Annotated in this window: 26 protein-coding genes; 13 read left to right on the top strand and 13 right to left on the bottom strand. The window is 43.8% G+C overall.

Annotation, left to right across the window (positions count from 1 at the left end):
- Positions 1-59 precede the first annotated feature (59 nt).
- Together EOD41_RS17955 and EOD41_RS17950 are read left to right on the top strand one after the other, a co-directional pair.
- Positions 60-1,169: an SPFH domain-containing protein gene (locus EOD41_RS17955; protein WP_127707516.1), complete on the top strand. Its 1,110-nt coding sequence runs from the start codon at positions 60-62 to the stop codon at positions 1,167-1,169.
- Between the two features lie 2 nt (positions 1,170-1,171).
- The gene (locus tag EOD41_RS17950; protein WP_127707514.1) at positions 1,172-2,296 is read left to right on the top strand and encodes a zinc finger domain-containing protein; all 1,125 of its coding nucleotides are present in this window, start codon (positions 1,172-1,174) and stop codon (positions 2,294-2,296) included.
- A 21-nt stretch (positions 2,297-2,317) separates the two neighbouring features.
- Here EOD41_RS17950 and EOD41_RS17945 read toward each other — a convergent pair whose 3' ends face one another.
- On the bottom strand, positions 2,318-2,839 hold the full coding sequence (locus EOD41_RS17945) for a hypothetical protein (RefSeq protein ID WP_127707512.1): 522 nt from the start codon (positions 2,837-2,839) through the stop codon (positions 2,318-2,320).
- A 251-nt stretch (positions 2,840-3,090) separates the two neighbouring features.
- On the opposite strand from EOD41_RS17945, the gene truA reads away from it, so the two are divergent.
- Together truA and EOD41_RS17935 are read left to right on the top strand one after the other, a co-directional pair.
- Positions 3,091-3,909, top strand: coding sequence for a tRNA pseudouridine(38-40) synthase TruA (gene truA / locus EOD41_RS17940; RefSeq protein WP_127707511.1), 819 nt, complete (start codon positions 3,091-3,093; stop codon positions 3,907-3,909).
- Between the two features lie 51 nt (positions 3,910-3,960).
- Positions 3,961-5,754, top strand: coding sequence for an ABC transporter ATP-binding protein (locus EOD41_RS17935; RefSeq protein ID WP_127707509.1), 1,794 nt, complete (start codon positions 3,961-3,963; stop codon positions 5,752-5,754).
- 1 nt (position 5,755) lies between these two features.
- Here the strand turns inward: EOD41_RS17935 and EOD41_RS17930 are convergent, their stop codons facing one another.
- A complete protein-coding gene (locus EOD41_RS17930) occupies positions 5,756-5,992 on the bottom strand; it encodes a hypothetical protein (protein WP_127707507.1) in 237 nt (78 codons plus the stop codon).
- 200 nt (positions 5,993-6,192) lie between these two features.
- On the opposite strand from EOD41_RS17930, the gene EOD41_RS17925 reads away from it, so the two are divergent.
- The 4 genes from EOD41_RS17925 to truB all read left to right on the top strand — a co-directional run bounded on the left by EOD41_RS17925 (position 6,193) and on the right by truB (position 8,943).
- The gene (locus EOD41_RS17925; protein ID WP_127707505.1) at positions 6,193-7,071 is read left to right on the top strand and encodes a cell division protein FtsX; all 879 of its coding nucleotides are present in this window, start codon (positions 6,193-6,195) and stop codon (positions 7,069-7,071) included.
- Positions 7,072-7,104: 33 nt separating this feature from the next.
- Positions 7,105-7,371: a DUF3098 domain-containing protein gene (locus EOD41_RS17920; RefSeq protein WP_127707503.1), complete on the top strand. Its 267-nt coding sequence runs from the start codon at positions 7,105-7,107 to the stop codon at positions 7,369-7,371.
- A complete protein-coding gene (locus tag EOD41_RS17915) occupies positions 7,371-8,165 on the top strand; it encodes an undecaprenyl-diphosphate phosphatase (protein ID WP_127707598.1) in 795 nt (264 codons plus the stop codon). The genes EOD41_RS17920 and EOD41_RS17915 overlap by 1 nt, the downstream gene beginning before the upstream one ends.
- Before the next feature lie 67 nt (positions 8,166-8,232).
- Positions 8,233-8,943, top strand: coding sequence for a tRNA pseudouridine(55) synthase TruB (gene truB / locus EOD41_RS17910; RefSeq protein WP_127707501.1), 711 nt, complete (start codon positions 8,233-8,235; stop codon positions 8,941-8,943).
- An 84-nt stretch (positions 8,944-9,027) separates the two neighbouring features.
- On the opposite strand, the gene EOD41_RS17905 is transcribed toward truB, so the two are convergent.
- Positions 9,028-9,324, bottom strand: a complete 297-nt coding sequence (locus EOD41_RS17905; protein ID WP_127707499.1) for a GIY-YIG nuclease family protein — start codon at positions 9,322-9,324, stop codon at positions 9,028-9,030.
- Between the two features lie 165 nt (positions 9,325-9,489).
- Between EOD41_RS17905 and EOD41_RS17900 the strand changes: the two genes are divergently transcribed.
- The 3 genes from EOD41_RS17900 to EOD41_RS17890 all read left to right on the top strand — a co-directional run bounded on the left by EOD41_RS17900 (position 9,490) and on the right by EOD41_RS17890 (position 12,952).
- Positions 9,490-10,419: a bifunctional riboflavin kinase/FAD synthetase gene (locus EOD41_RS17900; RefSeq protein WP_127707497.1), complete on the top strand. Its 930-nt coding sequence runs from the start codon at positions 9,490-9,492 to the stop codon at positions 10,417-10,419.
- A gap of 85 nt (positions 10,420-10,504) precedes the next feature.
- Positions 10,505-11,818: a neutral/alkaline non-lysosomal ceramidase N-terminal domain-containing protein gene (locus EOD41_RS17895; protein ID WP_127707495.1), complete on the top strand. Its 1,314-nt coding sequence runs from the start codon at positions 10,505-10,507 to the stop codon at positions 11,816-11,818.
- 69 nt (positions 11,819-11,887) lie between these two features.
- Positions 11,888-12,952, top strand: a complete 1,065-nt coding sequence (locus tag EOD41_RS17890) for a DUF2157 domain-containing protein (RefSeq protein WP_205780590.1) — start codon at positions 11,888-11,890, stop codon at positions 12,950-12,952.
- Here EOD41_RS17890 and EOD41_RS17885 read toward each other — a convergent pair.
- Together EOD41_RS17885 and EOD41_RS17880 are read right to left on the bottom strand one after the other, a co-directional pair.
- Positions 12,942-13,565, bottom strand: coding sequence for a LysE family transporter (locus tag EOD41_RS17885; protein ID WP_127707493.1), 624 nt, complete (start codon positions 13,563-13,565; stop codon positions 12,942-12,944). The genes EOD41_RS17890 and EOD41_RS17885 overlap by 11 nt on opposite strands.
- 173 nt (positions 13,566-13,738) lie before the next feature.
- Entirely contained in the window at positions 13,739-14,701 is a 963-nt protein-coding gene (locus EOD41_RS17880) for an isopenicillin N synthase family dioxygenase (RefSeq protein ID WP_127707490.1), read from the bottom strand.
- Positions 14,702-14,853: 152 nt separating this feature from the next.
- Between EOD41_RS17880 and EOD41_RS17875 the strand changes: the two genes are divergently transcribed.
- Positions 14,854-16,518: a DUF6600 domain-containing protein gene (locus EOD41_RS17875; protein ID WP_127707488.1), complete on the top strand. Its 1,665-nt coding sequence runs from the start codon at positions 14,854-14,856 to the stop codon at positions 16,516-16,518.
- 63 nt (positions 16,519-16,581) lie between these two features.
- Positions 16,582-17,037: a thioredoxin family protein gene (locus tag EOD41_RS17870; protein WP_127707486.1), complete on the top strand. Its 456-nt coding sequence runs from the start codon at positions 16,582-16,584 to the stop codon at positions 17,035-17,037.
- 253 nt (positions 17,038-17,290) lie between these two features.
- Here EOD41_RS17870 and EOD41_RS17865 read toward each other — a convergent pair whose 3' ends face one another.
- From EOD41_RS17865 to creD, 8 genes are all read right to left on the bottom strand, one after another.
- Positions 17,291-17,800, bottom strand: coding sequence for a phosphoribosyltransferase family protein (locus tag EOD41_RS17865; RefSeq protein WP_127707484.1), 510 nt, complete (start codon positions 17,798-17,800; stop codon positions 17,291-17,293).
- A 74-nt stretch (positions 17,801-17,874) separates the two neighbouring features.
- Positions 17,875-18,270, bottom strand: a complete 396-nt coding sequence (locus tag EOD41_RS17860; RefSeq protein WP_127707482.1) for a hypothetical protein — start codon at positions 18,268-18,270, stop codon at positions 17,875-17,877.
- A 51-nt stretch (positions 18,271-18,321) separates the two neighbouring features.
- Positions 18,322-19,875, bottom strand: coding sequence for a 23S rRNA (uracil(1939)-C(5))-methyltransferase RlmD (rlmD, locus tag EOD41_RS17855; protein ID WP_127707480.1), 1,554 nt, complete (start codon positions 19,873-19,875; stop codon positions 18,322-18,324).
- 41 nt (positions 19,876-19,916) lie between these two features.
- Positions 19,917-20,330: a response regulator gene (locus tag EOD41_RS17850; protein WP_127707478.1), complete on the bottom strand. Its 414-nt coding sequence runs from the start codon at positions 20,328-20,330 to the stop codon at positions 19,917-19,919.
- On the bottom strand, positions 20,323-21,906 hold the full coding sequence (locus EOD41_RS17845) for a sensor histidine kinase (protein ID WP_127707477.1): 1,584 nt from the start codon (positions 21,904-21,906) through the stop codon (positions 20,323-20,325). The genes EOD41_RS17850 and EOD41_RS17845 overlap by 8 nt, the downstream gene beginning before the upstream one ends.
- A 276-nt stretch (positions 21,907-22,182) precedes the next feature.
- Positions 22,183-22,920, bottom strand: a complete 738-nt coding sequence (locus EOD41_RS17840; protein WP_240663484.1) for a ferritin-like domain-containing protein — start codon at positions 22,918-22,920, stop codon at positions 22,183-22,185.
- Between the two features lie 19 nt (positions 22,921-22,939).
- Positions 22,940-23,362: a hypothetical protein gene (locus EOD41_RS17835; protein WP_127707475.1), complete on the bottom strand. Its 423-nt coding sequence runs from the start codon at positions 23,360-23,362 to the stop codon at positions 22,940-22,942.
- Between the two features lie 67 nt (positions 23,363-23,429).
- A complete protein-coding gene (gene creD / locus EOD41_RS17830) occupies positions 23,430-24,833 on the bottom strand; it encodes a cell envelope integrity protein CreD (RefSeq protein ID WP_127707473.1) in 1,404 nt (467 codons plus the stop codon).
- Between the last annotated feature and the right edge of the window lie 45 nt (positions 24,834-24,878).

Here is a 24,878-nt window from a genome sequence, read left to right as displayed (position 1 = left end):
TTAGTCTATTGCCAGAATAAAAAATATCATCCATATTTATAAAAAATTACTTCATAAATATGGGACTTTTTAGCAGGCTGCTTAACGAACTGATTGATATTATCGAGTGGGTTGACACCACCAATGACACCTTGATCTGGAAGTTTCCCCGGCAGGACAACGCCATCAAAATGGGCGCCAAGCTTACCGTGCGTGAATCGCAAGTGGCAGTATTTATCAACGAAGGCAAAATAGCCGACATATTTCAGCCAGGCATGTATGAGCTTACCACCCAAAACATGCCCATACTTACCACCCTGCAAGGATGGAAATATGGTTTTGAAAGTCCATTTAAAGTTGATGTATATTTTGTAAGCACACGCCTGTTTACTAATCAAAAATGGGGCACCAAAAACCCGGTGATGCTGCGGGATGCCGAATTTGGCCCGGTACGGTTACGTGCATTTGGCTCGTTTGCCTTTAAGGTGAAAGATGCCGCGGTTTTTTTGAAAGAAGTATCGGCAACCAATCCGGTTTATACTGTTGATGAGATAAACGAGCAACTGCGCAATACCATTGTATCACGCGGTATGGATGCTGTTGCGGCTTCAAAAATCGGAATATTAGATCTGGCCGCTAATTATGATGAAGTTGGTAACCTCATAAAAGTGAGCATACAGCCCGATTTTGATTTATATGGCTTAAGCCTTACCACGGTGCTGGTTGAAAACATATCATTACCGCCCGAAGTGGAAGAGGCGCTTGACAAGCGCACCAGCATGGGCATATTGGGTAACCTGGGCGCATTTGCACAATACCAGGCAGCTAACGCCATCGAAAAATCTGCCGAGAACAGTATCGGCGGTAACTTAGGCGCTGCCGGTATGGGGCTGGGTGTTGGCGCTGCAATGATGGGGCAGGTAGGCGACCTGTTTAAACCTAATAATGTAAACAGCTTTGCTGATACGCCGCCGCCTTTATCAACTTCTGTACAATATTTTGTTGCCATTAATGGCAAACAGGAAGGTCCTTTTAGTACGTCGCAGGTTAGTCAATTGGCAAGCGAAGGTAAAATATCAGCCGCCAGCATGGCCTGGAAAAAGGGCATGGCCGAGTGGTCTGCTGCCGGTTCATTCACTGAACTTGCAGCATTGTTTACTGACAATACTCCTCCACCGCTACCGCAATAAGTATGGAAACAAAACCGGCCGCTGTAAGCGACCAGCTGAAATGTAAAAACTGCGGCGCTATACTACATTTTGAGCCCGGTACCCGGAATTTAAAATGCGATTATTGCGGAGAAGTAAACGAGATTGACACAACACCCGCTGTGGTTGAGGCTATTGCTTATGACAAGTTTATTTCGGAGGTTCAGCCATATCAGGACACCAAAAATGCGCAGGTAGTTAATTGTAAAAGCTGTGGCTCGCAAACTGTTTTTGATAAAAATGTTACTGCCGGCAAATGCCCTTTTTGCGCCTCGCCGCTGGTAATTGAGCTTACGGTTAATCAAACCATACTTCGCCCGCATTATATATTACCATTTATGATTACTTGCGATGGCGCAAATGATTTTTTCAAAAAATGGATGAAAGGCTTATGGTTTGCGCCAAATGATCTTACCGAAAAAGTAAACAGTAACGCCTCTTCACCATTACAGGGGGTATATATGCCTTACTGGCTTTATGATACCGATACTACCACACGCTACACAGGGCAACGCGGCGAATATTACTATACTACCGAAACATATACTGAAACAGTAAACGGAAAAACAGAAACCCGCACCCGGCGTGTACGCCACACACGCTGGTACGATACCTCAGGCACGGTGTACTGTAATTTTGAAAACGTTACTGTACCATCAAGCCAATCGTTACCGCAGGATACTATGATAAAACTTGGTCCGTGGGACTTTAACCAGCTGACAAATTTCGACGAACGTTATTTAAGCGGATTCAGGTCGGAAAACTTCCAGGTTACCGTACAAGAGGGACTTGGGGTTGCTGAAAAACTTATTCAGCCTCAAATTGAAGACGAGGTGCGTAGTGACATCGGTGGCGACGAACAGCGTATAGACAGTACGTCAACACAACATAATAATCTTGGTGTAAAGTATGTTATGCTGCCGGTTTGGGTTAGCTCATATAAATACAATAACAAAATTTACCAGTTTACAGTTAACGCCTGTACCGGCGAAGTAATAGGCCAGCGTCCGTACAGCGCTATTAAGATCATTCTTGCGGTTTTGGCTGCACTGGCTGTGATAGCGTTACTAATCATTTTCTTTTCGGGTAATCAGCAAGCGTCATATTAAAAGGATAACGTATAACCTGCTTTACCTTTCGATGTTAAGTGCGATAAGTAAACCTGTAAGTGCAAGATAAACTCCGGTAAAACACAAAGTGGCAGTACTGTAAAATTCAACAACCCCCACAAATAATAATACTAAATAGGCAGGAAGAAGTGCGGCAAGCAGCCATACAATTAATATTTGTTGGTAATAAGAGGGAGTACTATCTTCAAAATCTTCGTGATTATTAAACTGCTCAATACGCTGGCGCAGTAAACAAACGGCATGCGCATGCATTGCGTCGTCGTATTGAAACAGGTCATCAGTTTCATAATATGCCAGTATGCTTTCGGCTTCGGCCCGGGCATTTTTTTGTTTTGGGGGTAAAAAGCTTAACGCGCCGCTCAGGTTGTTTTTATGCCCGGCATCTTCAGTTATAGCAATAGCAAGGCTGTCTTCAGTAAATTGGTTTAGCAGCGAAACTTCCTCATTCTTGTTGGTATCGGCATTAATCAGGTTGGTACAATCAGCTGTAGCAGCAGCTGGTTTTTCGGCTAAGGTTTGCATGATAGATACAAATACTTGCCACCTTAACTAAATATAAAACAATTGAAAGATAAGGTGGCTGTTGAAAATCAACACAGTAGTGCAGTGCAATTATAACTGCCTTACTGACATTAATATAATAACTATCTGCAAAACAACAAAATGGTTTATTTTATTTCATTTATTGTATATATGTACAAACATGTTTTTGCATTTTGTAAAAATGATTTAGCAATTAACAGGCCTTTCGTAAGTGTTTTTACCTTTGTGTAGTGAAAATAACGCAGCGCTATTTTATTGAGCTTGCCTATGATGGTACCAACTATCATGGCTGGCAGATACAGCCTAACGCTGTAACCGTACAGCAATTGCTCAACAAGGCGCTATCAACCATTTTGCGCCAACAGGTTGAAACCACCGGCTGCGGCCGTACCGATACCGGAGTACATGCAAAAGAATTTTTCGCGCATTTTGATATACAGGCCATGGACTATGGACCATTGACCATGGACTGCCGGGGTATCAACGCCCTGCTTCCGCATGATATTGCCGTTAAACGTATTTTTGCGGTAGATAATGACGCGCATGCGCGGTTTGACGCTACGTTGCGCAGTTATGAATATCACATACATTTTCAAAAAGATCCTTTCAAACACACCTACTCGTGGCTGCTGCGCAACAGGCCCGATACCGGTTTAATGAACGAGGCGGCAGCAATTATTAAAGAATATACCGACTTTAGCTGTTTCAGTAAATCGAACACGCAGGTAAAAACCAATAATTGCAAAATAAGCCGTGCCGAATGGTTGGAAACAAACGACAGCATGGTATTTCATATTTCGGCCGACAGGTTTTTGCGTAATATGGTACGCGCCATTGTAGGTACGCTGATACAGGTCGGTCGTCGCGAGATACCACCCGAAGCCGTCAGGGATATTATAAACAGTAAAAACCGCAGCAACGCCGGAACATCTGTACCGGCATGCGGGTTATATTTAACGGAGGTGAAATATGAGATTTTGAATTTCGGAAATCCAATTTCGAATTTTGAAAATGCGAATGAGAAGCATACTAAATCAGCTAACAATTAATAAAGGAAAAGACAAATTCGAAATTGAATTTTCGAAATTCGAAATAACAATATGGCAGAAGTAACCGGAAAAGCGCTTGATTGGAAACTGCTGGGCAGGGTAATGCACTACGTTAAACCTTTTAAGGTAACGTTTGCTATTTCTGTATTCCTGACCATATTTTTGGCTGTGATAGCGCTGGTGCAGCCAGTACTAATTGAAAAAACGCTTGATGATTATATCATTCCCGGCAATTATAACGGGCTGATAATTATGGTTAGCCTGATGCTTGGGCAGCTTGCCTTACAAACTGTAGCGCAGTATTATCAAACGTATTTGACCAGCGTTTTAGGCCAGTCCGTAATACGCGACCTGCGTATAGATGTATTTAACCATGTCACCAGCCTGCGGTTAAAGTATTTTGACCGTACACCGATAGGTGTGCTGATCACCCGTACGGTGTCTGACCTGGAAACCATCGCTGATATCTTTGCCGAAGGCTTGATTTCTATCATGGGCGATATGCTGCTATTGCTGTCTATCATCGGCTATATGCTTTGGCTCGACTGGCGGCTGGCGCTTATCACACTGATACCGATGCCTTTACTGCTAATGTCAACGTCAATTTTTCAGCGGGCAATAAAATCAGCTTTCCAGGATGTGCGTACACAGGTAGCGCACCTGAACACTTTTCTACAGGAGCATATTTCGGGCATGAGCGTTATCAAATACTTCGCCCGTGAAGAGCAGGAGTTCCGCAAGTTTAACGCGGTAAACAAAAAGCACCGCGACGCCAATATCCGCAGCAACTGGTCGTACTCAATATTCTTTCCTGTTATTGAAATTTTATTCGCCATATGCATGGGCTTGCTTGTGTGGTATGGCTGTGAGCGTATTTTAGGCGATACCTTAAGCATCAGCGACCCTGAAAAACGCCTTACCATTGGTAAAATATCAAGCTTTATCTTTTTGCTGAACTTGCTTTTCAGGCCGGTGAGGCAGCTTGCCGATAAGTTTAACACCCTACAAATGGGCATGGTAGGCGCCGACAGGATTTTTAAGGTTCTGGATACCGATGAAGTGGCCGAAAACAAGGGTACCCTAAAGCCGGCTATCTTAAAAGGCGACATCCGTTTCGAACATGTTTGGTTTGCTTATAATGATGAGAACTGGGTCTTGAAAGACATCAACTTCCATGTTGAGCCTGGCAAAACGCTGGCACTGGTGGGTGCAACAGGTGCGGGTAAATCATCAACCATAAATATACTGAACCGCTTTTACCAGATTGGCAAAGGCAGCGTAAAAGTTGACGGGCATGATATTCACGATTATGATGTTGACTACCTGCGCAGCCGCATAGCCACGGTTATACAGGACGTATTCCTTTTCAGCGATACCATTGGCAACAATATCAGCCTGAACAACCCCGCGATTACCCGTGAGCAGGTTATTGCCGCAGCAAAAGAAGTAGGCGCACACGAATTTATTGAACGCCTGCCCGGTGGATATGATTATAACGTGATGGAACGCGGTGCAACACTTTCAGCAGGACAAGCGCAACTAATCTCTTTTATACGGGCGCTGGTATATAACCCGACAATTTTAGTGCTTGATGAGGCTACATCATCAGTTGATACCGAAACCGAGCAACTGATACAAAATGCCATTCAGAAACTGATGCAGGGGCGCACGGCCATCGTTATTGCTCACCGCTTGTCAACCATACAAAATGCAGATAATATCATCGTGCTTGATCATGGTGAGATCAAAGAATCGGGCACGCACCAGCAACTGCTTAAAATTGATGATGGATATTACCGCAAACTATATGATCTGCAGCTGAACTCGTCGGGTATAGCGCGGTAAGTTAGTCGGGCTGAACTTTACCTTTGTCCATGCCCTTTTGAGCAGGAGGCGTTTTTATTGGATTAACCGGCTGCTCGTCATTCTCGTGCACTTTGGCAATATCGCCGCCATGCGGTTCATCGGCATCATACAGGCGGTCTTCGTTACGCACCTTGCTTTCGCCGCCGTTGTCTGCGGGGCGGTCGGTTGGTGTATCTGATGGTGACGGTTTCTCAGGGTTGTTTGCTGGCTTTGTCATAATTAGTAAACAGCCATGCAGGGCTATTGTTTATCGTCATAAACTTCGCTGCTTAAGTTAATTTTTGTTAAACAGGCGAAAGCATAACGCACAGCGTTATTTAAATAACATATAAACTTTTACCTTTATAGCGGGTTTGTTAACTTCGCAAGCAGGGCTGTGCATAAGTCATAGCTGCGGCGAACATTATACAACAGTACATGGAAGAAATTGAAGTAAGCGCAGAGGCGAAAAAAACCAAGTCGATATACATATCTACCGTATTCGGACTGGCCATGGTTCTATTAATGATAGGGTTGCTTGGCCTGCTGCTGGTACATGCCAATAAGATATCGCGCTACGTGCGGGAGAACATCGTTTTGAACGTGTTTGTTGATGAAGCTGCTCACGAACCTGACGTGCTGGAACTGCAAAAACAGCTTGAAGCAAACATAATGGTTAAGCAAACCCAGTACGTTAGTAAAGAGCTTGCTGCACGTAACCTGCAAAAAGATCTTGGCGAAGACTTTGTGAAATTCCTGGGTTATAACCCGCTTTCGCAATCGCTGGATGTTTACCTGAAAGCCGATTATGCAAACAATGCCGATATTGAAAAATTCAAGGCACAGCTACTTAAAAACCCGATGGTGAAAGAGGTTAAATATCAGCAGTCGTTAGTGTCTGACATGAATAATAACATTACTAGGATCAGCCTGATCATATTGGCATTCGGCGGCATCTGGGTGGTGGTTTCGGTAGCATTAATCAATAATACCATCAGGCTGGCTATTTATTCGCAAAGGTTCCTGATAAAATCAATGCAACTGGTAGGCGCTACCAAATCTTTTATACGCAAGCCGTTCATCACTTATGGTATTTGGCACGGACTGCTGGGCGCTTTAATTGCTATCATCATCCTGATGGCGACACTGTACTTTGCGCAAATGCAGATACCCGACCTTGTGGTACTGCAAAGCTATACCGAGTTCGGACTGGTGTTCCTCGGCGTAATAGGCATCGGAATATTCATTTCAGGCATAAGTACATACTTCGCTGTAAACAGATTTCTAAGATTAAAAATATACCAGTTATACAGGTAACACTCATTTAAAAATTTATCACTCAATAAAAACATGGCACAAAAAGTAACAAAACCAACTACGCCATTTAAAACACAACCGACGCCAGCGAACAACACGCCGGTCAACTTTATATTTGATAAAGCTAACTACACCGTATTCATTATTGCCATTGCCGTGGTTGCGCTCGGCTTTTTCCTGATGTCGGGCACTACCGATATCTACAGCACAACCAAAATTGTGGTAGCGCCGGTGGTAGTACTTATCGGTTTTGGAATTGGTTTTTACGCGATATTACGTAAACCCGCTTCTAAGGCATGATAGATATTGTTCATGTTATTATTTTGGCAATTATTGAAGGTTTAACCGAATTTTTGCCTGTTTCATCAACCGGCCACATGATCATCGCCTCATCGGCAATGGGTATAGCTTCCGATCCTTTTATCAAGCTGTTTACTATAGCCATACAGCTTGGGGCCATACTTTCGGTTGTCATTCTCTACTTCAAACGTTTTTTCCAGTCGACACGCTTTTACTTTAAATTGCTCGTAGCCTTTATACCATCGGCTGTTTTTGGTTATCTATTAAGCGATAAGATAGACGCGTTGCTTGAAAGCGCACTTACCGTAGGTATTACACTGTTTATAGGCGGCATTATTTTGCTGTTTGTTGATAAATGGTTCAACAAACCGTTGGTTGAAAAAGAAGAAGACATCAGCTTTTTAACCGCGTTGAAAATCGGCTTTTTTCAGTGCCTGGCCATGATTCCCGGCACCTCACGTTCGGCAGCTACTATCATCGGCGGCATGTCGCAAAAGCTTAGCCGCACCGCTGCTGCAGAGTTTTCTTTCTTTTTGGCCGTACCAACCATGTTTGCTGCAACCGCTAAAAAGCTGCTCGACTTTTATAAAGAAGGCCATGTATTTTCGGGCGAAGAAGTTAAATTACTGCTGATTGGAAACATTATTGCCTTTATAGTTGCGCTGTTGGCTATCCGCACCTTTATTACCTTTTTGGAGAAAAAAGGCTTTAAGATTTTCGGCTGGTACCGCATTGTTGTTGGCGGCATAATCATCGCGCTTTATCTAAGCGGGCACAACCTTGAAGTAATTTAATCAACAAACATTATACTAAATAGCGATGCGTTTGAAACCCATCGCTATTTTTGCTTTATAAACGTACGTGAAAGAGAACTACACCCATATCAATGAATTTGCAGAAGGCGAACTGCTGCTGATAAACAAACCTTATCGTTGGACCAGCTTTGATGTTGTTGGTAAAATACGCAACGCTTTTAAGCCGCTTAAACTGAAGGTAGGTCATGCCGGTACACTCGACCCCTTGGCTACCGGGCTGCTGATCATCTGCACCGGTAAAATGACCAAGCAGATAGATACGTTTCAGGCTGAAGAAAAAGAATATACCGGCACTATGGTATTGGGCGCTACAACACCATCATATGATATGGAGACCGAAGTCGACCAAACTTTCGATATCAGCCATATCACTGAAGAACAGCTTCATGCCGCTACCCGGCAATTCACCGGGGATATACAGCAGTACCCGCCTGCGCATTCGGCAGTAAAAGTTGAAGGTGAGCGACTATACGAAAAGGCCCGCCGTGGCGAAGAAGTAGAGCTTCGCCTGCGCAATGTTACCATTACTGAGTTTGAACTTACACGCGTTGAGTTGCCCGAGGTTGATTTTCGGGTAGTGTGCAGCAAAGGCACCTACATCCGCTCTCTGGTGAATGATTTTGGGAAGGCCTTAAACAATGGTGCCTACCTGTCGCGCCTGCGCCGCACCCGCAGTGGTAATTTTAAAGTTGAAGATGCCCGTGAGGTGATGGAGATGGTGAATATTATCAGAGAGTTAAAGAGTGTACAAGCATAGCTTTAGTGTCCTACTTGATTCAGCATCTCACATGCAAAGTAGCCCGTCCTGTAGGATGCCGAATCAAGTTCGGCATGATGAATATTAACTATTCAAAGTGTCCTTTAAGTCTTGCATCTCTGGATTAACAGATTGAATAAGGTCTACCTTCCATTGTTTATGCCAGTTCTTTAGTTGCTTTTCTCTGGCAATAGCATCTTCAATACAGTCAAAATGTTCGTAGTAAACCAAATCAAACAGTAAGTACTTTTTGACAAACACAGAACCGTCGCCATTAAGATGTTGCCAAACACGCGAATCAAGATTACTGGTTACACCTATGTAAAACGTTGTTCGGTATTGGTTGGACATAATGTAAACATACCCTTGTTTAAATACCATATTCAATATTAATAAATAATAAGGTCATGCTGAACTTGGTTCAGCATCTCTCATGCAAAGTAGCCCGTCCTGTAGGATGCCGAATCAAGTTCGGCATGACGTTTCAATAATTACACAAACATCTTCCTAACTAAAAATCATCCCAAAACCATACATTTGCAGCCAATGAACATCTATCATCATATTGATGAGTTTAAGCCGGTAAATAATGCTGTGGTTACTATCGGCACGTTTGATGGCGTACACCTTGGCCACCGGAAGATAATTGAAAGCATTGTAAGCCTGGCGCGTGAAACCGGCGGCGAAACGGTAATACTTACTTTTTTTCCGCATCCGCGGATGATACTTAATCCGGAAGATGAAAGCCTGAAGATGATCAACACCATGCAGGAAAAGGCGCTGTTGCTTGAGCAGCTTGGCGTGGATCACCTCATTATCACCCCATTTTCGCGCGACTTCTCAAACCAACTGCCTGAGGATTATATCCGCGATATGCTGGTGAACAAAATCGGCACAAAAAAAATTGTTATCGGCTACGATCATCGTTTCGGCAAAGACCGCAGCGGCAGCTTAAACGATCTTTTGCATCTGTCGCCACAATATGGTTTTGATGTGATACAAATACCTGAGGAAGATATTGATGAGATAGCCGTCAGTTCGACCCGTGTACGTAATGCCTTGCTTGGAAACGACATTAAACAGGCCAATGCCCTGTTAGGCTACCCATACTTTCTTACCGGAAAAGTGATCCGCGGCGACCAAATCGGCCGTAAAATAGGCTACCCAACTGCTAATATCCTGATAGAGGAGCACTATAAACTGATACCTGCCGACGGTATTTTTGCCGTTACTGTTGAGGTTGAAGGCGAAACGCATAAAGGCATGGCCTATATCGGCAGCCGCCCTACCGTAAACGGTGTGACCCGTAATATAGAGGTGAATATTTTTGATTTCAGCCGGGAAATCTACGGCCAGCAAATACGCATGAATTTTCTGCACTATGTTCGCGGAGACGTAAAATTTTCGTCCCTGGAAGAACTGCAGGCACAACTGGCCAAAGACCAGCAAGCTGTACTGACCTTACTTTCTGATTAAATTTTCTTCTTTCTTCCGGTTAATCAGCAATTAAGTATTTATTAATACCCTGCCATACTTTAGTAGCTCAATTACTAACCGTATTATGAGCAGAATAAAAAGCATATCGCCTTGGGCGACCTATTTCCTTAGCGTATTATTAGTCATTATTTTTTACGGATCTAACTCATCGTATGCACAAAGCGGGCGGCTGATGGCGGGCACCGCCAAAATAAATATCACCCCTAAAACCGATGAACCGCTGCACGATTCGGTATATGCGCGCAGCCTGATACTTGATGTCGCCGGTAAACGCCTGGCTATTGTAGCTGTCGACCTGGCAATATTTTCAAGCGACCGCGTGGTACAGATATGTAAGCAAAAGTTCGGACTGCAGCAGGTCATCATCAGTTCATCACATACACATTCCGAGCCGCATCCGGATGGCAAATGGGCTTTTCAAAATAACATCCATGTACCTTTTTATGAGGAACAAATAATCAAGGTAGTAGGTATGGCTGTAAAGAACATGTTCGAGGCGCGCATCGCTGCCGGGTACAAAACATTTCCGCAGCTTGGCTTCAACAGGTTGATCATTCGTGAAGATGGCCATGCAAAACAATCGTGGACAGGGGACGCGCATTACAAGGTAGAAAACCCCGACCGTATCCCGTTCGGCCCGGTTGACCAGGAACTGGGCTTGTTAAAAATCACTGATAATCAAGGCAACACGCGTGCAGTGATCATGAACTATGCTATGCATTCAGATATTGTTTGTTTTAATTATGCTATATCAGCCGATTACCCGGGCGTTGCCACCCGCAAGGTGGAAGAAGCGCTGGGTAAGGGCATAAACTGCCTGTTTGTACAAGGAGCCGGCGGGAATATTGAGTCGTTACAGATCAGCAGGCGGCGGTCGGGTCCTAACGACCCGATGCCTACCGATTACGGCGTAATGGAACGCGTGGGTGAACTACTGGCATGGGAAGCTATTAGTCTGGCAAAAAGCATACAAGCGCCTTCAGCTACCGAAGCTGACATAAAACTGATGGCGGATTCCATCACTTTAACCGGCAGGTACAACAAGTCGTTAAAATACAATGTGCATTTTTCAACCATCCTCATCAATAACAAGATCGCGATAGCTGTTTGCCCGGGTGAGCCCTTTGTGCAGTTCCAGCTCGACTGGAAGCAAAAGATGAATCTGGCAAACGCCAGCGGCTTTTTGTTTGGTTACTCGTGGAGCGGCGGCAAATGGCCGGGCTACATGGCCGATGTACGCTCGGCGGCTTTGGGTGGTTATGGTGCAGATGAAGGCGGCGACCTGATACAGGTAGGTGCGGGTGAAGCCATAATGACCCGGCAACTGGAAAACTATTACAAGCTAACAGGTTTGATGCGTAGTACCCCGCCGCAATAACAGCCGGTTGCTATCAACCAATTTTACGGTTATTTGTATTATCAAATACAATTACCATATTACCTGCGTATGGCCAAGCTGAACATTGATAAACAGGAAAGTGAGTTTTTAGACGAAGCTATCGCCCATTGGCAAAAGGAAGGTTTGGTTGATAGTGATCTGGCCGGAAAACTTAAGTCATCATACGAAATAAAGGGTTTCGACTGGATGCGCCTGGCTAAGTACTCGTTTTGGGTGGCGCTGGCTTGTGGCGTGATTGCCGTTGGTTCGCTGATTATTGACAGGGATGTTATTGAATTATTGAGCAAGCTGTATAACACACCCGATATTATAATCAGCCTACTTTCGGGTATTGCGGCGGCTTACTTCTACTATATAGGCCGCAAACGGCAAAGGCTTTATCCTGAGAAAGTTTTCAGTAACGAAGCGCTGATTTTTGCCGGAGTGTTATTCACGGCAAGTTGCGTTGCTTATTTAGGCAAAACGTTTGATAATGGTTCGGGGCATTATTCGCTGCTGTTCCTGCTTTCAGTATTTGTGTACGGCTTTTTAGCCTGGCGGATAGATTCGGGTATGATATGGCTATTCGCGCTAATATCGCTGGGCAGTTGGTTTGGCACCGAAACAGGTTACCAAACCCGATGGGCCGACTACTTTTTGGGTATGAACTACCCACTGCGTTTTGTGGTATTCGGCAGCTTGCTGGTTATTGCCTGCTATCTGCTTAAAAATAAAAAATGGTTAGAGCGCTTTTGGGAACTTACCTATGTGGTAGGATTACTTTACCTCTTCCTTTCACTGTGGTTATTAAGCATTTTTGGCAACCTGGGCAGTGTGGACAGCTGGTGGCAAATCAAGCAAATCAGTCTGTATTACTGGGGAATTATCGCCGGGATTGTGGCAGGCGGCTTCTTGTGGTACGGCCTTAAAAAGCACGATGTGATAGCCCGCGAGTTCGGCATAACTTTTTTGCTAATATTTGTTTATACCAAATACTTCGAGTACCTGTGGGAACACATGAACCGTACGCTGTTCTTCGGCATACTGGCCATATCGTTCTGGTTCATAGGCCGTAAGGCTGAAAAAATATGGAACATTAATGCCGGCAAAAAAGAACCAACGGCTAATGCTTGAGAAAAACCAGATAGATCTGCTTAAAGATGTGGTAAGCCGCAAAAGCGAAGAAAAGTACCGCTATACTAATGTTGATTACCCTCGTACTTAACTCAAATTTGCTTTGAATATACTGTGCAAACTTAGCATAGGCATATAGGCACAAAAATGATCCGCCTGCCGAACCTAAACTAAAAATTACCAGCGCAAACTCGCCGTCCAGTATCCACTGGTGAGTAATTAAATAAGTACCGGTGATAGTCCAGAAAGGGATTTGCATAGGGTTGATAAAACCCAGCATAATGCCGTATTTAATTGCCGAGTGATTAGAGTATTTGGTTTTAGGCGGTTTATTACGATTTATCCAGGTGATGGTTCCCAAAATCGTAAACAACGCTATCATTACATAATCTATAGCCGTATCAAGCTTGGCTTGTTGCGACAGCCACTTGGCGGCATGCATAATAAACAGCGTAAAAAAGAACTCGATGATAGAAAACGCGGTGATAAATTGCATGGCTTGTTTAAAACCGCGGTTTATGGTGATCTGCACCAGCGTTAGGTTGATATTTCCCGGGGGAATATACCCTATAAAGTTAGCTGCAAGGCCCAGAAAAAAAGTCAGGAAGATCATCCTTTAGATATCATAATTCAGGCTGCGAAGATAAGGAATATCTGAAATTGCAAGGTTAAATAAATGCGTCATTGCGAGGAACGAAGCAACCTCTGAACTTTCATGTGGATTTACATGCGTAGAGATTGCTTCGTTCCTCGCAATGACGGGCGTTTAAATATGAATAAATGACTTTACTTCTTCAACCCTATCTCTATCAGCCTTTCATCAAGGTATTCGCCTGCGGTGATATCCTCATAAGCCTTTGGATGTTCGGCATCGATGCACGACTCAAGGCAGGTTAAGTCCATGTCTGATTTGGGGTGCAGGAAAAACGGTACCGAAAAACGTGAATTTTTCATCAGTTCGCGCGGCGGGTTTACCACACGGTGGGTTGTTGATTTCAGCTTGTTATTGGTAAGCCTTTGCAGCATGTCGCCAACATTCACCACCAGGTCTTCACCATGCGCTTTTACCGGGAACCATTCACCGTCGCGGGTAAGTACCTCAAGGCCGTCGGCGCTGGCGCCAATCAGCAGGGTAATCAGGTTGATGTCTTCATGTGCCCCGGCACGAACCGCGTCATCCGGCACGGCATCAGGGTTTTCAATAGGAAAATAATGCAGCGTGCGCAATATGGAGTTGCCGTTGTGTACTTTGTCGTCAAAGTAATTTTCGGGCAGGTTTAAATAAACGGCGATGGCTTTAAGCAGGTGCTTGCCAATGGTTTCGAGCTTGCGGTATATTTCTGATGTTACAGCGTTAAACTCAGGCAATTCTTCTACCTCTATATTTTCGGGATAAATATCCTTAACAGGATCGTTATCTTCAACGGTTTGCCCTATCTGCCAAAATTCTTTCAGGTCAGGTTTGGTGAAGCCTTTGGCCGTTTCTTTTTCCTTACCCGTATACCCCCGCTGACCGGCAAGGCCGGGTATCTCATACTTATTCTTTATTTCATCAGGCAGGGCAAAAAGTTTTTTTACCTTATCGTACAGCTCGTTTATCAGTTCTTTGCTTAAACTGTGGTTGGTAATGGTAACAAAGCCGGTTTCGTTAAAGGCTTTGCCGATATCGTTTGAGAACTTTTTACGCTGCTCATCGCTGCCTTGCACATAATCGTTCAGGTCGAGCGTTGGAATATTTACAGTACTCATATTATTTATCAGTTAATATTGGTATAAAGATAGCGGTAAATAACTGCATTTGTAAGCTATTTGTAACCTTTAAGGGATAATCAACCTAATAGTTACAGGGCATTAAACGTTTGACAAAATTGAAAGTCAGAGATGTATATATTGAGTGAATTATGAGAATCTTCAACAAAATATGGGGCTTTATTTTAATAGTACTTCTAACAGTACTGGCCTCTCCAAATAAAAGTTTCGCCCAGGATTATGTTACCGACCAGGACTTTTACGACGAACTGGAGCCTTACGGTACCTGGGTGTATAACCCCGACTATGGTAACGTTTGGGTGCCCGATGTAGAGGATGGCTTTCAGCCTTATTCAACCCGCGGGCACTGGGTAATGACATCATATGGCAATACCTGGGTGTCTGATTACGACTGGGGTTGGGCACCTTTCCACTACGGCCGCTGGACATTTGACAACTATTACGGCTGGATGTGGGTACCTGGTTACGAATGGGCACCTGCATGGGTAACCTGGAGACAGGGTGGCGGCTATTATGGCTGGGCGCCTTTAACTCCCGGCTTTAGTATCGGCATGTCATTCAGCAACTATGATGTACCGGATTACTACTGGACATGCGCTCCCGAAGCGTACATTGCCGATCCGTACATATACAACTACTATGTGCCTTACAGCAACAGGGTAACCATTATACGCCGTACTACATACATCAACAACACATATGTGTACAATAACCGCAGGTATTACAGCGGCCCAAGGGTTGACGATGTAAGGCGTGTAACCGGCCGCGAAGTAAGGGTTTACAACATTAACAACAGCCGCAGGCCTGTTAGCGGTGGACGCAGTGTACGTGATAACAGCTTGAATATATACCGCCCGGCGGTTCGCAGGATTGATAACGCCAAGCCTTCACGTGTGGTTGACGGTAACGCTTACCGTCGTGCTAACCCGGATGGAGTAATTGCCGACCGCTCAAGAGGTATCAACAAAGACAACGTTGAACGCCTTACCCGTACCGCACGCAGTGAACAACCTGCAAGCAATGTAGTACGTGTGAATAACGACAAACCTGAAAGCCGCGCAAGCCGCCGCATCGAGCGTACGCAAAACCGTGATGCCAATGTAAATGGTGGTGGTGTACGTAACAACAATGCTGCTGATGTACGTAACAATAACGACGATAACAGGCGGAGGGCTCAGCGTGATCTTAGTGAACAACAACGTCAGCAAAGGGAAGCACAAAGGCAACAGGCCGATCAAAACCGTGAAGTACAACGCCGTCAGGCCGACCAGCAGCAGGATCAGCAACGCCAGCAGCAAGCTGAACAGTTACGTGGTCGTCGTGATCAGCAGCAAACTGAGGCTCAGCGTCAACAACAATTGCAACAACGCCAGCAACAGGCCGAACAGCAACGTCAGCAGCGCGAGCAGCAAATGCAGCAACAGCGTGAAGCTCAGCGTCAGCAGCAGGCCGAACAGCAACGTCAACAACGTGAACAGCAGATGCAGCAGCAACGCGAAGCTCAGCGTCAGCAGCAAGATCAACAACGCCAGCAGCAGGCCGAACAGCAACGTCAACAACGTGAACAGCAGATGCAGCAGCAACGCGAAGCTCAGCGTCAGCAGCAAGATCAACAACGCCAGCAGCAAGCCGAACAGCAACGCCAACAACGTGAGCAGCAAGTTCAGCAGCAGCGTGAGGCTCAGCGTCAGCAGCAGGAGCAACAACGCCAACAGATACAACAACAACGCGAATCGCAACGCCAGCAACAACAACCACGTTCAGAAGGTGGTGGCGGCCGCGGACGCAGAAACTAATATACTATTGATTTGATTAAGGACAGTTACCAACGGGTAATTGTCCTTATTTTTGCTACCTGTATGATAACATTATTACGCCGTGCCCGGCAAAGGGCATTATTATTTATATTACTGCTGCCACTAACTGTTATAGCGCAAAAGCAGGCGGTTACATCAAAGAAAATCGTGTTTATGGAAAACGCCTGGCAGCAGGCGCTTGATATGGCAAAAAAGCAAAACAAATATGTGTTTGTTGATGCCTATGCCGTTTGGTGCGGTCCGTGCAAAATGCTTAAACGCACTACTTTTAAAGATAAGGAAGCCGCCGCTTTTTTCAATCGCAATTTTATAAATGTGGCCATGGATATGGAAAAAGGCGTTGGCCCCTCGCTGGCGCAACAGTGGCAACTGCAGGCTTATCCAACACTATTAGTATTTAATCCTCAGGGTAAGCTGGTGTTATATACAGTTGGATTTATTCAGGCGCCTGATCTGCTTAGGTTTGGTAAACAGGCGCTGGCAACAAAAGCAAAGTAAAAAGATAAAGGCATAAAAAAGACCGAAATGACTCTCGCAGTATTTCGGCCTTACATCTACCTATGAAAAACAAACCCTCTGAGAAGGGTATTAACAGTTATTCAAAAGTAATGCCAGCCGAAAAATTTGAAATTTTGAACTTATATAAAATTAAATTTGCTTAATTGGCGTGGTAACGGGAAAATAGCACCACGCAATAACGTAGAAGTTTTTACTCAATTGAGGAATAGGCACACCTACACCTTTAAACAAATCATATTAAATACACCGCATCATCCTCATTTGTTTTATTTAAAACAACATCAACATGATCTTTTATTACGGTGGAAAGGGCTATGCCCGAAAAATCGGTAGTAACGGGGAAGCTTTTGTGGTTACGATCAATAAGCACTACGCTACGAATCTTCTTTAGAGGAATATTCAGAAACACGCCCATTCCATAAGCAAGCGTTTTGCCGCTATTCAGCACATCATCAACAATTATAATCACCTTGTTGGCGCATTCCTGCAAATCGGTACTTATAGATGATTTTAATGTACTGCTTTGCTTATCAATCTCAATATTCAGCAGGCGGCTTTTAAATGGAGCGATGTCATCCAATATACTTTTTAAACGCTGTGCTACAAGGTTACCGCGCGGCAATATGCCTGCTATAATAATTTCTTCTTCATCAAAGTTATCTTCCAGCAACTGGTAGGCAATTCTGTCTATCTTTTGCTGTATCTGCTGGCTGTTCAGTATCAAAAGTTTTTTATCGGGCATTTTAGTGCTGATATAAATTATTAGCTAAGATAGGCTTTACCCGTATAAAGCCTAAACTTTTTTACCTTAATACTTTACTCTTTTCCGTATGGAAAGAAAACGAAATTGGCGCCCTCGGGTACTACTGCAAACACGCACATATAATCGTGCGGGTTTTTATAACTGTCTATAAACCTTTGCTTAAGTTCCTTTTTTATCACACCACGCTCAATGAATTCTTCAAGGGTGCTGGCATGTATAGTCCAATCAGAATTCAACTCGTTTTTATCCAGTATCACCTCCCCTATTTTCATTTCATGCTGATGAGCTATAAAAATAGGGTAGGCAGATAACCCCTCAACCATTATCTCAACAGCCACTTCGCGTATCGACTCGCTGAAAAATTTCAAGTCAACCTCAAGGCTTAGCAGCGGGCTTTTAGCCTTTTTCTGCTCGTTGTTTCCTTCGTTCAGTAATTCTTCAGGATCCATGTGTATAAATTCTAATATTTAAACTGTAAACACTAACTTTATTAATTGGTGTCAAATTTCTGACGGTGTTGACGGTGTTGACGGTGTTGACGGTGTTGACGGTGTTGACTCTGTTGACGGTGTTGACTCTGTTGACTCTGTTGACGGTGTTGACTCTGTTGACGGTGTTGACTCTGTTGACGTCAACACCTGCTTAAGCGTTAGCAGCACCACATTCTCAACGTGCTGTGTATGCGGAAACATATCAACCGGCTGAATTACAACCGTGTCGTATTTTTCCTTCAATACCTGCAGGTCGCGGGCCTGTGTGGCGGCATTACAGCTCACATACACAATCTTCGGCGACTCAATTTCCATCAGCCTGGCTACCACATCAGGGTGCATGCCCGCACGCGGCGGGTCGGTAATAATCACGTCAGGCTTGCCATGCTCAGCCACAAATTCCGCCGACAGTACATCCTTCATATCACCCGCGTAAAATTTGGTATTGCTGATGTTATTGATAGCCGAATTGATCTTGGCATCCTCAATAGCCGATGGCACGTACTCAACACCCACCACTTCGCGTACATGGCCGGCCACAAAATTGGCAATGGTGCCCGCGCCGGTATACAAGTCGTACACCAGTTCGTTACCGGTGAAGCCTGCAAAATCACGTGTTATCTCGTACAACTTTAAAGCTTGTATCGAGTTGGTTTGGTAAAATGATTTCGGCCCGATACGGAATTTAATAACACCATGCGGCGACGGCATTTCCTCGTAGATGTATTCAGGGCCCTTCCAGGCCAGTACGTCCTGGTCAAAAATGGTATCGTTCTTTTTCTGGTTGATGATGTACAATAAAGAAGTGATCTGCCGGAACTCAGTCTCAAGATAGCCCATCAGCTTGCTTACTTCTTCCTCTGTAGCATAAGCGAAAACCACCACCACCATTATTTCCCCTGTTGATGAGGTACGGATGATCAGGTTACGCAACGCGCCGGTGTGCTGCTTCAAATCGTAAAACGAATAACCATGCTGCAACACAAATTCGCGTATGCTGTTACGCAGCGAATTTGACGGCTCGGCCTGCAGGTAGCAGTGGTTAATATCCAGTATCTTATCAAACCGGCCGGGTATGTGGAAGCCAAGGGCATCCATGTTCAGCTGCTCGTTGTCGCGGCTTTCGCCGTCATACAGCCAGCGCTTGTTGCTGAAGGTAAACTCGAGTTTATTACGGTAGTATTTATCAGCTGGTGAGGGTACAATAGGCAACATGCCGCTTACATCAATTTTAGCCAGGCGGCTTAGCGCGTCGGCAACAGCTTTTTGCTTAAATTTCAGCTGTGCCTCATACGTCATATGCTGCCACTTGCAGCCGCCGCAAGTACCAAAGTGCCCGCAAAAGGCCTCAACACGGTATTCTGAAGGCTTTTTAAGCTCGGTTATCTTTCCCTCGCCAAAGTTTTTCTTGCTGCGGAAAACCTGCACGTCAGCCACATCACCCGGAATAGCCTTGTCAATAAACAATACAAAATCGTCCGCCTTGCCTACGCCCTTGCCTTCTTCGGCAATGTCAATGACGGTTATGTTCTCAAAAAATTTATGCTTTGTGCCTCTGCTCATCAGGCTGCAAAGGTAAGTCAATTATTTAAAAAATGCTCCGGTTATACTTCGCTCTGGTTAACCTGCTCCAGTATCAAATGCAGTTTCTCGACAGTAATAGGCTTTACTATAAAATCTGAAACGGCTTCAATTGACCTTGCCTTGTCCAGGTCGTCTTCGGCAATCGATGAGCTTACAATATACACCACAATCTTTTTATCAATATGCGGCTTTAACTTTACAAACTCATCCATAAACTGCCAGCCATCAAGCACAGGCATGTTGATATCAAGCAGTATCACATCAGGCAGCATATCTGCCTTGTTTAGGTATTCAATAAAAAAATCAAGTGCCACTTTGCCGTTATGGAAAAATAATGTCTTTTCGGCAAATTTTTCATGTGCTATAATACGTTTAACGGCGAAGGTATAAATCTCATCGTCATCAATAACACAAGCTATATTTATCTTATTCATTAAAAATTATTTTAAATACTGATCCTTCGCCGGGCGTACTTTCAACTTGTATACTGCCACCCTGCGATTCTACCTGTGTTTTCACCAGGAACAAGCCCACGCCACGCGCGTTCTTGGTATCATGGAAAGTTTTATATAACCCAAAGATCTTTTCACCATGCAATTTAAGGTCAATCCCCCTGCCGTTATCGCGGCACTCAAGCACGGTGCATTGCTTCTCATCTTTATATGTACGCAATTCAATAACCGGCGAACGTTCACTACGGTATTTAATGGTATTAGTCAGCAAATTTAGTATAATGCTTTCAAGATATATAGGCGGAAAGTTTACTTCTTCAACCTTAAAGTCCATATTAATCACAGCCTCGCTTAACCGGATGTCATTTTGAATGATACGCATTACTTTAAGGGTAACGGCCTCAAATCCCAGTTTTTCTGACTGGATCACACTGTCTTTTATCTTGATAGCTTCTGATAGGTCGTTAAGCGTATCGTTAAGTCCGCCTGAAATACTTTTAATTTTATCCACCAGATCGGCATTGTCCTCGGTAAGCGATGTTGTATCTATCAGTGAAGATATCAATGAAATGTTGCTGGCATGGTTACGTATATTATGTGACAGGATATGCGTAAAATTTTTTAGCTGCTGGTTGTTTTGGGTAAGCAGTTCGAGCGATTTGCTCAACGCGAGTTCGTTTACTTTGTATCGGTCGATATCCATAAACACACCACGCAGCTTTATCAGTTTTCCTTCTTCATCAAAAAAAGGTTCGCCAATTGATCGCGCCCAAATGGTTGTGCCGTCTTTGCGAGATACCAGTACTTCCATATCCCAGCTACCGCCGTGGTTGTAAGCATTGGTAATGGCCTCATCCATTTGATTATAATATGTTCCGGGAAAATATTGCAGCATATTCACATCGTCTATCGGGCTATCATACGGCAGTTCAAAAATATCATAAATACTTTTTGACCAGGTTCGCTTGTTGTTAGCTACATCAAGTTCCCAACCGCCTACACGGCTTATGCGCCCGGCTTCTGAAAGCAAAAACTCGCTGGCAGCCAGTTTTTCTTCAATAATCCGCCTTTTTTCTATCTCAGCCTGCAAGTCGCTTACTGAGCGCAAATTAAGTATCATCGGCATTACTCGGTACAACGCATACACCGTTGACATGGAGACTATAGCGGTAGCAAAACGCAGTACTGCGCTAAAGCGGTAGGCCGGCCACCAAAACGCCATCGCGTCAATAAGGTGGGTTAAGCCGCAAAGCAGGATAAAAGCAATGAACAGGCCGAATATTTTATAAAAGGGAACGTCTTTGCGTTTTACAAGTATGTGGATGAGTAACAGCGGGATGGCAAAATAGGCCGCCCAGATACCAAGATCAGACAGCAGGTAAAGCCACCCATGAAAGTCGCTCCACTCACCGCAGTGCCAGCGTGCGGGCCATTTATCGGTATCAAGCAGCCCGGTAAAAAAGTCATGTATCTGCCGGCTTAAAGGAACGTCAGCATGAGCAACATTAACAGCCTTTGAACCGCATAAAGGTCCGCATGAAAGGCTGTCAGTCTTCAATGAAGTATATGGCACCTAATAATACTTTAAGTTTTACGAAATATATTTACGTTGTTGATTACTGGTTGTTTTTTATTGGTTAACTGCGAAAATAATCTTGTCTAAACATCTACCAAATAGCAATACTACTGATTTATAGGCTATTCAGAAAAAATTAAAACCGAAAATATCCTTATTTCACTAAGTTTTAATCTAACAAAGTAACTGATAACCCAGTTCAAAATAAATTACGATAAAAGGAGTACACCAGATGAGTATGCGTATATATTATTTTTATTACGCAAATTGTATGTAGCCCGATGTAGCCGTTATAGTTTTTAAAGTACGGGCATATTTATATCGCATTTTGCGACAATATGATTTAAAATCAAGTCCGCCGGCATTAAATATTTTTTTATGTGCGAACCAAACAAGCAGAGAAGTTGCGTAGAAAAACACCTTATAAGCAGGCGCACGCCATAGTTTTGAAAATGAACTTTTATGCTGAAATATCATATCCATACGTTCGGTTTGAAAAGTGATATGATATGCTTCATCTATTAAAATATCAGTACATATCTGTTTTAATAAACTGCAGTTGGTAGCATTTTTTAGTGCCTGGTAGAAAATCTGCGCAGTACTTTCAACAGTAATCACAGCCAGCGTCCACAACTCCATACTGGTATTAAAATAACGTATCTTCCTAAACAGACTGTCACCCCAATCTTTTTTGATACGTGCTTTATTGATTTTATCAAGATAACGACCAAGATTGCCGCCATGCTTTTGCTCTTCTTTAATAAATAACTTAATCGCTTCAATATATGCTTGATCATTTACTTTATTAGCATATTTGGTGGCAGCGGCTATCAGATGCAGGCCTTCAGAGGTTTCGCCCAACTGCCATGCCTGTAATGAAGATAAAATGGTATTTATCTCTGCTTCGCTAATTTCAGGGAATTTATCCCAGTCGACTCTTTTTTGAAAGGCATTAGCTTTAAAATGCCCTATCCAATAATTACTTGTATGTATCATATTATGATTAGTTTCTGATTTATAGGGCACCAATATCTTTAACAGCGCTACTTTCAACCGCATCGGGCTTATAGCACCAAATCACGGCAACCAATACACATGTATAAGTTGCAACATAGCCCAAGTATCCCTGCCTGACCCCGTGTGTAAGTATGCCATCATAAAAAAGATTAAATGCAAACACAATTAAGGCCATACCGGCAAAAGAAAGCAGCGACTTTTGCTGCACCTGTGTCAGGTTTTTTCCGGCAAGGCAGTAACACATAAAAGCAAATATGACAAAGCTTGGAAATGAGTAAATTATGCCAACAACAACCGCTGTAAGTATAAAGGATAATGGCTCGGCCTCATATTGTGTTACAGTGAAATAAAAAGCAAGAACTACCGGCGGTAGCAACACGCTTGCTTGCCACATTTTTAAGGCATATTCAAATGCTTTCATAAGTTTCAATTTTTGAACCCGGCAGCTGCCCCCAGCTGCCGGGATGAGATAAGTGATAAGGAAGGTGTTAATTTTTGTCGAAGTTTATTTTGCGGGATACATACATCAGTATAGCGATGATGACAAACAGGGCTATGCTGCCAACCATCAGAGCGAGGTCTTCAAGCTGTATAATAACGAATATAAAAGCGTAGAAAACAGTAAGTATCAGTGTGAATAAAGCGGCTGCCTTACGGTTTTTAAGCAGCGACGCGATAAATGTGGCTATAAGTGCTATGGTAGCAATTGATGCTATAGCATACGCGTAATTGAAGCCGACCTGCTCGGCAAATGACAACAGCAAGGTATAATAAATAACCATTGCGGCCCCGATTAGGATGTAGTTGAACACATGCACCCTGTACTTGCCTATAAGTTCGGTCAGGAATAACGATACAAAGGTTAGTAAAATAATAAGTATGGCATACTTGCTTGTACGCATGGTTTTTTGATATTCATCAACAGGCAGGCGCAGCCTTACACCAAACACCGCGTCTTGCTGACCGGTGGTTGTAGCAATGTCTATTGATTCGCGCGTGTAAATCAGTTTGTCTCCCGGTTCCTCAACATTTAATAAGGTGTTATCAGTAACCCACTGCTGAGGATATGGGCGGTTATAATACAGCATGCGCCATTTGGCAGTAAAGCTGCTGTCCTTTATATCCCGGGTGTCGGGCAGATAACGTCCTTCAAAGCTCGGACTACTCCAGTTGCCGGTTACAGCAACATCCGTTACTTTACCCAGGTGCATAAAGTGCAAACCACCGCTACCTTTTATGTCCATATCATAACTAAAGTTTAATGTACTACCTATTTTGCCGGTTAGGTTAATGCCGCCCTGCAGGCCATTGGCAAATAATGCTGAACCGCTTAACACAGGCTCCACACGTATCTGCTGATCAGACAATTTTATTACAGGATTATTCTTTAATCCTTTCAGGTCGCTTATGCCAAATGTTACTTTAGCCCTGTCAAGCATAAGCTGTGATTCGGTTATGCCTAAACTTTGCAGGTTCAGTTTATCAAAATTTCCGCTAACCTTCACTACAGCATTATACACCACTACATCATAAATGCCGCGGTGAAGCACCTGCGTTTTTAATTGTGACTGGTATTTCAAAGCATCTGGGAGTACATACAAATAGTCGATAGTTGCTTTTTGGATCACTTTTTTGGCTGTGTCTGTTATATTTTCAATTTTTTTATAAGGGATTACCAGCACCGGCCCTCTGATTAACTGGCTGCCCGACCACGTAGCTGATACATCCTTAATTATTCCATCCTGACGTTCGGCCCGTTCACTGATCAGCCCCTGTATCATTACCGATGGAATGAGCAGTAATAAAATAATAAATCCTATAAAAAATGCTTTTACCGCGGCCGACTCCTTGAGCCAGTCTAAAAATCCGCGTGATTTTGGTTCGTCTGTCATCTTTTTGATAATTAAAAGTACTTTGTGTTTCAAAGTTTAGATATA

Origin of the sequence: Mucilaginibacter limnophilus, assembly GCF_004005815.1 — a bacterium.
Classification (GTDB): domain Bacteria; phylum Bacteroidota; class Bacteroidia; order Sphingobacteriales; family Sphingobacteriaceae; genus Mucilaginibacter; species Mucilaginibacter limnophilus.
Note: the sequence above shows the minus strand (reverse complement) of the source record. Positions and strands in the feature narration are given on the sequence as shown.